The organism is Ketobacter sp. MCCC 1A13808 (assembly GCF_009746715.1).
GTDB lineage: Bacteria > Pseudomonadota > Gammaproteobacteria > Pseudomonadales > Ketobacteraceae > Ketobacter.
On the sequence record NZ_VRKW01000001.1, the window covers coordinates 22,399 to 36,172 of the forward strand.

The 13,774-nt window shown below is 49.3% G+C and carries 9 protein-coding genes; 8 read left to right on the forward strand and 1 reads right to left on the reverse strand.

What is annotated here, in order from left to right; genetic code table 11:
• The 8 genes from pgl (at position 1) to prsR (ending at position 12,467) form a co-directional block, all read left to right on the forward strand.
• Positions 1-687 (forward strand): 6-phosphogluconolactonase, encoded by a 687-nt coding sequence (gene pgl / locus FT643_RS00110; protein ID WP_156868666.1) that lies wholly within the window; start codon positions 1-3, stop codon positions 685-687.
• A 3-nt stretch (positions 688-690) separates the two neighbouring features.
• Positions 691-2,499 carry a phosphogluconate dehydratase gene (gene edd, locus FT643_RS00115; RefSeq protein WP_156868667.1) on the forward strand — a complete coding sequence of 603 codons (1,809 nt, stop codon included), beginning with the start codon at positions 691-693 and terminating at the stop codon, positions 2,497-2,499.
• Between the two features lie 15 nt (positions 2,500-2,514).
• A complete protein-coding gene (locus tag FT643_RS00120) occupies positions 2,515-3,132 on the forward strand; it encodes a bifunctional 4-hydroxy-2-oxoglutarate aldolase/2-dehydro-3-deoxy-phosphogluconate aldolase (protein ID WP_156868668.1) in 618 nt (205 codons plus the stop codon).
• A gap of 318 nt (positions 3,133-3,450) precedes the next feature.
• Entirely contained in the window at positions 3,451-5,595 is a 2,145-nt protein-coding gene (gene scpA / locus FT643_RS00125; RefSeq protein ID WP_156868669.1) for a methylmalonyl-CoA mutase, read from the forward strand.
• A 7-nt stretch (positions 5,596-5,602) separates the two neighbouring features.
• Positions 5,603-6,559, forward strand: a complete 957-nt coding sequence (gene meaB / locus FT643_RS00130; protein WP_156868670.1) for a methylmalonyl Co-A mutase-associated GTPase MeaB — start codon at positions 5,603-5,605, stop codon at positions 6,557-6,559.
• Positions 6,560-6,738: 179 nt separating this feature from the next.
• On the forward strand, positions 6,739-9,006 hold the full coding sequence (locus FT643_RS00135; RefSeq protein ID WP_156868671.1) for a DUF1631 domain-containing protein: 2,268 nt from the start codon (positions 6,739-6,741) through the stop codon (positions 9,004-9,006).
• A 24-nt stretch (positions 9,007-9,030) separates the two neighbouring features.
• Complete coding sequence (gene prsK, locus FT643_RS00140; protein ID WP_156868672.1) at positions 9,031-11,115, forward strand: XrtA/PEP-CTERM system histidine kinase PrsK; 2,085 nt, start codon at positions 9,031-9,033, stop codon at positions 11,113-11,115.
• Positions 11,115-12,467 (forward strand): PEP-CTERM-box response regulator transcription factor, encoded by a 1,353-nt coding sequence (gene prsR, locus FT643_RS00145; RefSeq protein ID WP_156868673.1) that lies wholly within the window; start codon positions 11,115-11,117, stop codon positions 12,465-12,467. The genes prsK and prsR overlap by 1 nt, the downstream gene beginning before the upstream one ends.
• Positions 12,468-12,475: 8 nt before the next feature.
• On the opposite strand, the gene FT643_RS00150 is transcribed toward prsR, so the two are convergent.
• Complete coding sequence (locus tag FT643_RS00150) at positions 12,476-13,765, reverse strand: hypothetical protein (RefSeq protein WP_156868674.1); 1,290 nt, start codon at positions 13,763-13,765, stop codon at positions 12,476-12,478.
• Between the last annotated feature and the right edge of the window lie 9 nt (positions 13,766-13,774).

Here is a 13,774-nt window from a genome sequence, read left to right on the forward strand (position 1 = left end):
ATGGTTTCAATTAAAAAGAATCTTTGCGCCAAAGACCAGTTGCCGACGCAAGCCGCAAAATCCCTGGCCAGCATAATTGTAGCCAGCGTGAAGAACAGAGGCCATTGTTACTGCGCTCTATCCGGTGGCAGCTCACCGAAACCGATGCTGTCTGCACTCGCTCAGGAAAATCTTCCATGGAACGACGTGTCTTTCTTGCTGGTCGATGAGCGCTGGAGCAACGAGGCTTCGCAACAAAATATATCGATGATAACGGAATTCGTGACCCAAACTGGCAAACAGAACATCGACGTATTTTCATTATTGCTGGAGACTGAATTTGAAAGCAACCTGGCGGCCTGCGAACAGCTCGCGCAATCGCTGCCACAACAACTCGATTTGGTTGTTTTGGGCATGGGCCTGGACGGGCACACCGCCTCTTTATTCCCCGACGCCGAGGAATACCAATCCGCAATGACCAGCTCGCAGCGATACGTAAGCGTAACGCCGCCTGAAGCACCGCATCGCAGAATCTCTATGAGTTTCGACTGGATAAGCAGGGCCCGCCATGTCGCACTGTATATTCCCGGCAAAGACAAATTAAGTTGCTTTGAAACCATTCTAAATCAAAGCGAATCAATCTCACCGATCAAAGAGTTAGTGCTGCAGGCTCCAGAAAAACTGACCGTCTTTAGCTCTGAGGATTAGGCTATGGTGCACCCAACGATCCAATCAACTCTGGATACATTAAGAGAAAGAAGTCGAACAAGTCGGGCCGAATATCTTGATCAATGCAAACAAGCGGATGCCCTTCTACCGTCACGCAGCCGGGTCAGCAAAACCAATTTAGCACACAGTTATGCTGCCGCATCCGAGCAGGAAAAGTCCATACTCAGGCAAACCCAGTCGAGCCCGAACATCGCAATCGTGACCGCCTATAACGATATGCTTTCTGCCCACCAACCTTATTACCGCTATCCAGAAAAGCTCAAGGCATTTGCACTTCAACACGGTGCTACCGCCCAGGTTGCCGGTGGCACCCCCGCTATGTGTGACGGTGTCACACAAGGACAGCCAGGCATGGAACTGTCTTTATTCAGCCGGGATGTTATCGCGCTTTCAACCGCGGTTGCACTTTCACATAACACCTTCGACGCCGGAGTCTACCTCGGCATCTGCGATAAAATCGTACCGGGATTATTAATCGGGGCGCTCTCATTCGGGCACCTGCCTGGCATCTTTATTCCCTCCGGCCCCATGCATAGCGGGATTAGCAATGAAGAAAAAGGAAAAGTCCGGGTGGCCTACGCGGAAGGTAAGGTGGACGAGGCAGCGTTGTTGGAATCTGAGGAAAAATCCTATCACTCTCAGGGAACCTGTACTTTCTACGGTACAGCGAACTCCAATCAAATGTTGCTGGAAATGATGGGGCTGCAGCTTCCGGGCAGCGCATTCGTCTCAACAACTGGCGCACTGCGCGACAAGCTGACCGAAACTGCAATGCAACACTGTATCCAAAGCAGTCTCCACGCTGAAACCGGTATCGGTTATATTCTGGATGCGGAAAACATTTTGAATGGTGTGATCGGGCTGCTGGCTACCGGCGGCTCAACTAATCATACTTTGCACCTTGTGGCCATTGCCCGTGCTGCAGGGTGGGATTTAAGATGGGAAGACATAGCCTTACTTTCAGAGGTTATTCCATTAGTATGCAAGCTCTATCCGAACGGCTCTGCAGACGTAAATGAATTCCACCAAAACGGAGGCACTCCTGCGGTCATACAGACCCTACTGGATTCCGATCTGGCTTTCGGACAAATCCGCACTGCGTACCAACTGCCTTTTGCGCAAACAGCAAAATTGCCCGTCGCGGTGGACAATGGCAACATCACCTGGTTACCGACTCAAGACATTACGAAAAATGAATCCGTCTTTCGCAGCGCTGGAACCCCGTTCTCCAAAACCGGCGGGCTGAAGTTATTAACCGGCAACATAGGAAAGGCCATTATCAAAGTTTCTTCACTGTCCGCAAACGATCTCAGCCACATCACCGCTCCTGCGGTGGTGTTTGAATCACAACAGGATATTATCCTGCAATTCAAACAAGGCAAGCTCAACAAGGATTTCGTTGCCGTCCTGCCAGGTCAGGGGCCAGCCGCAATCGGCATGCCCGAGCTTCACAAACTAACACCACCGCTTACTTCGTTACAGAACAACGGTTATAAAGTTGCACTGATAACCGATGGCCGCATGTCAGGGGCTTCAGGCAAGTTTCCGGCTGCCATTCACCTGACACCGGAAGCCATCAAAGGTGGCACGATTGGCAAAATAAGAAACGGAGACATGATCACCGTGGACTGGATAAAAGACACCATTCATATCGAAGTGGACCCTCAAACACTGGAAGCGCGCCCGCCTTTTATCTTGCCGCCCACACCACAAACACTGGGCAGAAATTTATTCAAATCTGCGCGTAACCACGTCTCGGCTGCCGATCAGGGCGCGAGCTTTATTATTTAAAAGTGAGTTTATACCGTGGCCAGAACCGTTAAAGAGTTCGTCAAGCACAACAAACGCATCGTACCGGTAATTACACTGCCCGACCTGGCTTCCGCTATCCCGCTGGCAGACACGTTAAGTTCCTGTGGCTTTCAGGTATTGGAGATTACACTCCGCACTGAATGGGCGTTGGCAGCCATCGCACAGTTAAAACAGGAACGACCTGGATTGTTGATTGGGGCTGGCACTGTTAAAAATGAAACACAATTATTGCAAAGCATTGATGCCGGTGCAGAATTTATTGTCAGTCCTGGATTGGATGCCAAGCTGGTGCAGCAAGCGCAGTCCAACAACGTGCAAATGATACCCGGGGTGATGACGCCCACCGAAATTATGGAAGCAGAGAACCAAGGCCTGGAAACCGTGAAACTGTTTCCGGCTTCACTTGCAGGCGGCGCCGATTTTATCCGCTCAATGGCATCGGTCTTTCCGGGCATGAGCTTTTTCCCAACCGGCGGGATTACTGAAGACAATATTAACGATTATTTAAACATGCCAAATGTGCTCTGTGCCGGCGGCACCTGGCTTTCCCCGATACCGCTCCTGCAAAAAGGAGACTGGAATCGAATTCACGAGATCGCTCTGCGCTGCTAGCCCGCCCTGCGTGTCAACCTGATTTACATTCGCCCAATAAGCGGGATCGCCTCCCGGCAAAAACCCGGTACGAAAGCGGACAAACTTGACTTAAGTGATTGATTTTTTCAGGTTAATGGTAACGAAACTTCTTTTTGGGGTGAATTTTTTCCCGCTTTTGGGTAGTCTACTCCGCATTAAGATGGCCTCAGCCACATTCAAATACGATTATCTTTTTAGTTTTCCCCCGAACATCGATATTATCAATGAAACAAACCGGGCCGAAAAACGTAGAAGAAATGACCCGTTGGTCAATGCTGTAATAAATGAGAGGTAGCTATGACGACCGAAAACAATAAGCCTTCACTTGAGCAGTGGGAAGAACTCGCTACCAAAGAAAGTAAAGGAAAATCGCCGGATAAACTGGTATGGGAGACACCCGAAGGCATCGCCGTAAAACCTCTCTACACAGCACAAGATACTGCAGCACTTGAAAACGCTGACACCCTACCCGGCTTCGCTCCCTATGTGCGGGGGCCGAAAGCCACCATGTATGCAGGCCGGCCTTGGACTATTCGTCAGTATGCGGGATTTTCCACTGCAGAAGAGTCGAACGCGTTCTACCGCAAGAATCTGGCGGCCGGTCAGCAAGGCGCATCGGTTGCTTTCGATTTAGCGACCCACCGAGGCTACGATTCCGACCATCCCCGGGTAACCGGTGATGTGGGCAAAGCCGGTGTTGCGATCGATTCTGTCGAAGACATGAAAATCCTGTTCGATAGCATTCCTCTGGACCAAGTGTCTGTGTCCATGACGATGAACGGCGCTGTACTGCCGGTGCTGGCGATGTACATCGTTGCGGCTGAAGAACAAGGCGTAGCGCAAAATCAACTCTCCGGCACGATTCAAAACGATGTACTGAAAGAATTTATGGTGCGCAATACCTATATCTATCCACCGGAAGGATCTATGCGCATCATCGGGGATATCATCAGTTACACATCGCAGCACATGCCCCGATACAATTCGATTTCCATATCCGGCTATCATATCCAGGAAGCTGGCGCAGACGCCGCGCTGGAGCTGGCCTACACGCTGGCGGATGGTAAAGAATATATAGAGACTGCACTGAAAACCGGTTTGCACATTGACCAGTTCGCACCACGCCTGTCTTTCTTCTTCGGCATCGGTATGAATTTCTATATGGAAATTGCCAAATTGCGTGCAGCGCGATTACTTTGGGACCGGATTGTTGCCCAATACGACCCACAAAAACCGACCTCCAGAATGCTGCGAACCCATTGCCAGACTTCAGGCTGGTCCCTTACCGAACAAGACCCGTACAACAACATCGTACGCACAACCGTGGAAGCCATGGCCGCTGTATTTGGCGGCACCCAGTCACTGCATACCAATGCATTTGATGAGGCCATTGCCCTTCCCACGGAATTCTCAGCGCGCATTGCCCGAAACACGCAGATCATTATCCAGGAAGAAACCGGAATAACCAAAGTGATCGACCCCTGGGGCGGCTCCTATATGATGGAATCCCTAACTCAGGAAATCGCAGATAAAGCCTGGGCTATCATCGAAGATATCCAGGAAAAAGGCGGCATGGCGAAAGCCATAGAGAAAGGTGAACCCAAACTGCGGATTGAAGAAGCGGCAGCCCGTAAACAAGCCCGCATTGACCGCAACGAAGATGTCATCGTGGGAGTCAATAAATACGTTTTGGATAAAGAAGACTCTGTTGATGTTCTTGATATTGACAACAGTGCCGTACGCGAAAAGCAAGTAGCACGCCTGCAAAAAATTCGTGATAGCCGTGACACTGCTGCCTGCGAATCCGCTTTGGCTGCACTGACACAATGGGCAGAGTCTGGCGAAGGGAATGGCCTCGACCTGGCGGTCAAAGCCGCACGTGCCCGCGCCTCAGTGGGCGAAATAAGTGATGCGATAGAAAAAATATGGGGCCGTTTTAACGCCAGCTCCAGAACCGTCTCCGGTGTCTATGGCAGCTCCTACGAAAGCGACAGCGATTGGCAACAAATGCGACAGGATATTGAATCTTTCGAACAGCAATACGGCCGTCGCCCCCGCATGCTGGTCGCTAAGATGGGACAGGACGGCCACGATCGCGGCGCGAAAGTCATTGCCACCGCGTTCGCTGACGTCGGTTTCGATATTGACCTTTCCCCGCTTTTTTCCACTCCGGATGAGGTGGCTAAACAGGCCGTCGAAAACGACGTTCATGTTATCGGGGTTTCCTCCCAGGCAGCGGGTCACAAAACCTTGGTTCCTGATCTGATTGCCGCGCTTGAAAAGCAAAACGCGAAGGACATTATTGTGGTGGTAGGCGGCGTTATTCCGCGCCAGGATTACGATGCTTTATATGCCGCTGGTGTAAAAGGTATCTTCGGACCCGGAACCAAAATTCCTGTATCCGCACGCAAAGTGCTGGACGAAATCAATAAGGTAGCTTAATTCGCACATGAGTTTTGATATTGAGACGCTTTTGCAGGGTGACCGCCGCGGCCTTGCAAAAGCCATCACAATGGCCGAAAGCAAGCTCGATAGTCATCGCGAGCAAGCGCAGAGCCTATTGGAGCAAATTCTTCCTCATACAGGCAACAGTATCCGCATCGGTATCACCGGCATTCCCGGAGTTGGCAAATCAACGTTTATAGAAGCCTTCGGGTTGCACCTGATTGAAAACGGTTTGAAGGTGGCTGTGCTGGCGGTTGATCCCAGCTCACCGATCACCGGTGGCAGCATAATGGGGGACAAAACCCGCATGGAGGTGTTATCCCGCCATCCCTCTGCATTTATCCGTCCTTCCCCAACCGGCGGTGCTCTGGGTGGCGTAGCCCAAAAAACCCGTGAAACCATGCTGCTGTGCGAAGCCTCGGGATACGACGTTATCCTGGTGGAAACCGTGGGTGTGGGTCAGTCTGAATACGAAGTTGCCGGCATGGTGGATTTCTTCCTGTTACTCATGCTACCGAATGCGGGAGATGAATTACAGGGCATTAAGAAAGGCATCCTGGAGCTTGCAGACGCCATTGCCGTCAATAAAGCCGATGGCGATAACCAAAACATGGCAAAGCAGTCCCAGCGCCATTACCAAAACGCGTTAGCCCTGCTGCAGCACGGCCCTTTCTGGAAGCCTGAGGTTGTGCTCTGCTCCGGTCTCAATGGAGGAAACATCGACCAAATCTGGAAGATGATACAGAATTACAGCGACAAATCCCGGCAAGCGGGTTATTTTGAACATAAACGGGCACAGCAAAACAAAGAGTGGATGTGGCGCTTAGTTCACGAGTTGATTGACCGTCGGCTGAAGCAAAACCAGAGCTCCAGACAGCTCTGCAACGAAATGCAGCAGAGAGTTACGGCCGGACAAACAACACCTTACATTGCTGCGCACAGGATTGTAGAATCGCTATAATACGACCCGAAAGCATGATCGAGTCGAAAATTTGGCGAAACAGGATACAATTAGGCTACCATTCGCCCATTAATATCACAAAAGTCTGCCTTATTTACATTGTGGCTGTGGAATGGATCGTACAAAATGCAATCTACTGGTTATAGATTGGGTTTTGTTATAGATGGAAAAGTTTAAAGATGAGCGACTCTGACAAAAGAAACAGACGCACTTCCAGTGTTTCTGCAGCCGTTCCCACCTTGATTAAACAGGTGAAGGATAACTCGTTCGCCATCTTAACTAATAATTTCAGCAAGTTTTTCAGTAGTTGCGACGATCTGTTTTTCGACTTGGCGTCTAAAGCCAGCAGCAACAACGAACAAAATCTTTACTTCGACTCCATGCGCGAAGTAAGAATGAAGAAGCAAAAAGTCTGGAAGGCGTTCAAAATTCGCTATGAGATTAATTTTCGCGAGCTTACCAAGAACCGCACACAGTCCAACTCTCCTTTCTCGGCAGCACCTGGCGGCCTCAACAGCCTGAGCTCAATGCAATTGGTGGAAAAAGACGACATGGAGCAGGATGTCGCGATTACCGGCATTGTCAATCGTGCGAGGATCGACAATCAGGAATTAATTTATCAGCTGAATTGTCGTTTCGATTACCTTATGCCGGACGTTAAAGTTAGCGAAGCCAACAACCCTCTCGATCCCGCTCAGATCTGTGCTGCAATCAGCGATTCTTTGAAAGAACTTGAGCTGGATATCAAGTGCAAGGTAATTCTGCTAAAGCACCTTGACCGGACTGTTATTGTTGAACTGCGGAATATTTATTCACTCGCTAATGAACTCCTGGTTAAAGCCGGCATACTGCCGCAAATAGGCTATACCGTCCAAAAGCATCCATCCGCTGCACAAAGCCCAGCGGCGGTTCCTCAGGTCACAGAGCAATCAGACCACTACGGCGTCGATGGCCAGGAACACATGCCCACCCAAAACGTTGCACCTGCAACTGCCGGCTCCGGAACCACGCTGACCCTGGGTCAGGTACTGAATATGTTCGGCCAGTTGCGCCAGAACGGCGTTACCGACAACACCTTGATTTCACGCCCGGTAAGTGCCCGATCAGCGCCGATTCCCCAGCAAATCCTCATCGATTCTCTTACAAACATGCAGCTGTCCTCGCAATACCTGCAAGCACCCCAGGAATATAATATTCGCGCGGTGGTGGAGCGGATACTGGATGAAAACAGAAAATCCGGCAGAGAAGATGCTTTAAACGAATCCGACGAGGACATAATCAACCTGGTTGCGATGTTTTTTGACTTCGTACTGGACGACCGCAACTTACCGGTACCTTTTCAGGCGTTAATCAGCCGTCTGCAAATACCCATATTGAAGGTAGCGCTCAAGGACAAACAATTTTTTACCAATAATGACCACCCGGCTCGACGCCTGATAAACGAGATAGCAGCATCCGCCGTCGGTTGGGATGAAAGCACAGAATCCTCTCAGGATAAGCTTTACAAAGAAGTCAATCGGGTGGTGCACGACATCATCGAAAACTTCACCGGCGACGTAGCCATTTTTGTCCAGGCTCTTGACACCTACCAGACGGTGACAAAACTCGACCGTAATAAAGCTTCCGTTTTGGAAAAGCGCACACAGGAAGCAGCACGAGGCAAAGCGAAAGCCGAACACGCCAGAACACAGTCCAATGAGTTGTTGTTCGATAGACTAAAAAACGCCCAACTCCCCGAAAACATCATGACTTTTCTTGTCAAAGAGTGGCAGAAAGTACTGCTGTATATCCACCTCAAGCACGGCACAGATAGCACCGAATTACTGGAAGCCAAACAGGTTATAGACCAATTGATCTGGGCGATACGACCCCACAATGACGAGCGTTCCCTGAACCGGCTGGAACGCATAAAATCCGACATTTTACGTAAGGTAACGTCCGGCTTGGAGGCGGTTTCCGTGTCCGGCGAAGCGATCATGAACACAATCAGCCTGGTGGAGCAAACTTTCGAGTTAGTGTTGGCGCAACGACTACCGGAAAGTTCACTGATTTCGATTCAGCCTGTGCATCTAATGGCTCTTGGTCAGGGCCCCGACAATTCCGGCACGGACTGGGGCCAATTGACGGCCCTGGAGCGGCAGCGATTAAAGCAGCAAGCCGCTGCCAAGGAGTTTGTAACCAAAGCATCCAAGATCCGTCCGGGAACCTGGATGAGCTACTCCCCCCCGAATAGCGTCAAGACGTTCCGCTGTAAACTCGCCATGATCACCGAACCCGGAGAATCTTATATCTTCGTCAATCGCTTCGGTTTACGGGTATTTGACAAAAATCTCAATGACTTCGCCTATGATCTGCAGAAGGGGTATGTGAAGATTCTGGAAGCTGGAGTGTTTTTTGATCGGGCAATGGACAATATTTCTGATAAACTAAAAAAATTAGCCAGCTAAACGAACCCGACGCACTCAAAATTAATGTTATTGGAAAATGTCACTTTCACCAGCTATCTCGGTGGAGCACTGCTATTAGCTGCGCTCACGCTAATCTCCTTTTACCTGCTCCTAAAGCGCTATATCACTGTCTCCCTGACGGTGGCCGCGCTCATTTCCATGATCTGGAGTGCGGTACTGGCTTTTGACTCCTTAGAGCCCAGACTAACCGTTCAACAACTGGTGTTATGCGAAACATTGCGCTTCGGGAGCTGGATCTTTGGTGTGCTACAACAGCTTAAGTACACCACCCGCAATAAAAAAGCCCATCGCGGGCCGTTCCTGATACTGCATTTGCTCTGGATCACCTGTGGTACCACGTTTGTCTTTCTCATCCCCCTGTTTATTGAGAACAAAAGTGAAGCCTATCAGCTCTATGTCTGGTCCTGTCTGTTATTGACCATTTTCTCCATTGTCGCAGTCGAACAACTATTCCGGAACTCCCCGCAGTACCGGATCAACAAAGTTTACAGCCTGGGCTTGGCTGCGATATTTCTCTATGACCTGTACATGTTTTCCTATGCCTTGCTGTTCGGGCAGCTGGACCATGAAATCTGGCGAGCCCGAGGTGCAGTAAATGGCACCGCGGCCATTTTTCTGTGTTTTTCGCTGCTGGCTGTCAGCTCGCAAAACTCCCCACAGCAAAATCGTGTGGCCATTTCACGCCCTATGGCCTTTTACACCACAAGCCTGACCACTGCTGGCTTTTTTCTCGCCCTCATGGCTGCCGGAGGGTATTACATTAAGCTGTATGGAGGAAATTGGGGGACAGTCCTGCAGGTCACACTGATATTCAGCGCCTTAGTGAGCATTGCGGTTATGTTCATGTCGCAAACTGCCCGAGCCAACTTAAGCGTCTATATCGACAAACATTTTTTCGTCCACAAATACGATTACCGTGCGCAATGGCTGAATCTGATTCACCAACTTTCCAGCGCATCGTCGGAGGAAGACCCCCATCTTAATTCGATCAAAGCCTTGGCAAACGTGGTGAAATCTACTGGGGGAATGCTGTGGATGGACAACCAGTTCGGGCGTTTCATTCCTATTTCCACGCTCAATATGAAACTTCCCAAAGGCGACATTGAGGAACCCTCGGACAGTGAGTTTTGCAAAATACTGCGTGACCACGAATGGGTGTTCTCCCCTACCGCTCCAAAAGACAATGAGCTCAACCGTTACAACGAATATTTACCTTCGTGGTGCAACGATGTTGAAGGTTTATGGTTGATCATCCCTTTGCTCGTTGACAACGAATTAATCGGTTTCATGCTCTTAAGCAGCCCACCCCAGGATTTCGCCCTTACCTGGGAAGATCTTGATTTGTTCAAAACAGTTGGCCGCGAACTTGCGAGTTATATCTCGAGGAATGAGGCGGCCGAATTACTGGCTCAATCGAAACAGTTCGACGCCTATAACAAGCTATCCGCGTTCATTATGCACGACCTGAAGAACCTGATCGCACAACAGGCCCTGGTGGTAGAGAACGCAGCTAAGCATAAGGAAAACCCGGCCTTTATCGAAGATATGATTCGCACCATCGATAACTCGGTGCAGAGGATGAGTAGCCTGCTGAAAAAACTACAACAAACACAGCCTTCATCGGGGCGTCAGCTGGATCTTAAAAATGTCGTTATTAATTCTGTGAAAAAATGCCAAGACAGGCTGCCACCGCCTACATTGAGAATAATGGAAGATTCCCTTAAAGTAATCGCGGATGAAGACAACCTGGAAATGATCATCACCCACGTTATTAAAAATGCTCAGGAAGCCACCCCCACAGATGGGTACGTGGACGTAACGCTGCGCATGGAAAATGACTGCGCCTACGTTGAAGTGGAAGATAACGGCTCCGGGATGGACAGCGAATTTGTGAAAAACCGACTGTTCAGACCTTTTGACACAACCAAATCGGGTAAGGGGATGGGCATTGGTGTCTATCAAACCCGAGAATTTATTCGCAACCTGGGTGGAGATGTACAGGTAAAAAGTGAACCGCAGATCGGCACCACTTTTACTATTTGCATTCCATTGGATAATCAACCCAACTCGCATAAAGTAGAAATTTGATGATGGACAACAAGCCAGTATTATTAATCGTGGAAGACGATTTAGGTCTGCAAAGCCAACTTCGATGGCACTTCGACAAATACGAAGTGGTTGTAGCACCAGACCGGGCACAAGCCATCGCAGCGGTTCGTATGCATGAGCCTGCAGTGGTAATACAGGACCTGGGACTGCCGCCAGACGAGGAAGGCGTGGAAGAAGGTTTTGCTACAATCCAGGAAACGATGCGAATAGCGCCTAATACCAAAATAATCGTCGTTACCGGCTATCACGATTATGAAAACGCGCTTCGGGCCGTCGCATTAGGCGCCCATGACTTCTACCAAAAACCGGTAAATACCGACACCCTGGATTTGATTGTTCAGCGCGCGTATCAGATGTGGAGCCTGGAACAAGAGAACAGGCGGTTACTGGAAAACAAACAAAACCCGCTGCCTGGCGTCATTGCCAATGATGAACGAATGGCATCGGTGTGCCGGATAATTGAGAAGCTCGCGCCGACTGACGTCACCAGCTTGGTGCTGGGTGAGTCGGGTACCGGTAAAGAAGTCATTGCCCGAGCTATACACGGTCTGAGCAAGCGCAGTGACAAACGGTTTGTTGCTATTAATTGTGCCGCGGTGCCCGAAAATCTGATGGAGAGCGAACTGTTCGGCTACGAAAAAGGGGCCTTCACCGGCGCCAGCAAACGCACCTTAGGCAAAGTGGAGGTGGCAAGTGGCGGAACGTTGTTTCTGGACGAAATAGGCGATATGCCATTAGCACTCCAGGCAAAACTATTACGGTTTCTCCAGGAGCGGGTTATAGAACGCCTCGGTGGACGCGATGAAATCCCAGTGGATGTGCGGGTTATTTGTGCCACCAATAAAAACCTTGAAGAAATGGTTAGCGAAAACACATTCCGTGAGGATCTCTTCTATCGCATCAGCGAAATGATTGTGGACCTTCCACCTTTAAGAGATCGAGGCGGAGATAAAACGTTAATAGCCCGGCATTTATTGAGCAAATTTTCAGACCAGCTCAACAAGAGTATCAAAGGGTTCAGCGCCGAAGCCATTACCGCAATCGAAGGCTACGAATGGCCCGGCAATATAAGGGAAATGGAGAACAAGCTTAAGCGAGCGGTGATCATGTGTGAGCAGAAAACCATTGGTATCAGTGATCTTGGGCTGCCATATAAAGAAGATCTCTCTCTCAACTTAAGAACGGTCCGTCAGGATGCAGAAAAAGCGGCCATAATACGAGCCATCAGCATGTCTGACGGCAATATATCGGCCGCCGCAAAGCTACTGGGTATCACACGACCGACGCTCTACGATTTAATCAAAAAATACGGTATTCACATTCAGGAATAGCACACCCGTTAGAACGTGTAGAATAAATCGACGATAAAAGCGTAAAGTTCGTACTCATCGAAATCCACGTTTGAACGACGATCCTCAGATTGCAATCGACCTATCAACTGGAAATGGCGACTGAACGTTTTATCCAATGAAATAGTATAGAGGTTTGTGTAAGTTAAGCGGCTATCGGGGGTATTACTTGCGTATAACTTACGCTCAAACTCGTAATCAATATTAAAATTCAGGCTCCTGGTCAGCCTGGATTTATAGTTAAGTCTCACACCTTTACGATCGTTGTTTCTGTCAGTATTAAAGCGCTCATCCGAATCAACATACAACGAACCACCCAATTCGGAAATCGCTGAGAAAGCATAGCCGTAATATATCTGTGTGCGGGAACGAAGGGTAATATCAACGATATCCGTGTTCTGATCGAGCGGTTCATTAGGATCCACATCAAACTGATGCTTAAACAGACCTACCGATGTATCCACCAGATCTTTTGTAGACTGGAGCTTGATTGTATTCGGCCCGGAGGCCCAATTCATCTGGATCGAATAAACCAGTTCGCTTTCAGTATCAAAAGCACCTTCCGGGTCAATAGTCTTTTTACCCAATTCCGCACTTATGAGTCCGTTACTCAAACGTCGTGCCGCGGTTACTCCGCACATAAATGCGTCGTAACTCTCACCAACTTTAAATTCAACCTTCTCTGCATCACAAAGCAATCCACCAGAAGTCAGTTTACTAATCGCGTGCTTCCACTCTAATTCAAACATCCCGCGGTCACTGCCATTCTGATTCGCCTCGCGGAACTCGAAGCGGCTTAACGTGGCCGACGCGGTCAAGGCGTCTTTTTTATTGCTTATAATCGAATAATCGAGTGCAGTTGAATAGGAATTGCGCTGGTCCCGATTGGATGGCAAATCAATTCCATCACCGGCCCGCAAAGTTACTGAAGACCCTACTTCACTATTCCAGCTTAATCTGCTCGGAATCAGCGTCATATTGAAATAGCCTAGACCGCTGTAATAATTGCGGCTATCGAACGAGTCGTCCAGGTACTCTTCATGCAAAAGCTTGTACGAAATACCGTAGTCAGTGCTCTCCCCCAGATTGGACAGGTTTAGGTCAACCAACAAACGACCTATGGTGTCGCTCTGATGGTCTGAAGCGCTCTTGTATACGTTACTATTCCATTCAGTACCGACCGCGGTGCTAACTCTGTTCTCAATATCAGCCAGTGTACTTTTGGCAAAAAAACCTAAAACAGTGAATATTAAAATTCTCTGTAGTTTGTACTGCAACATGAACATCCC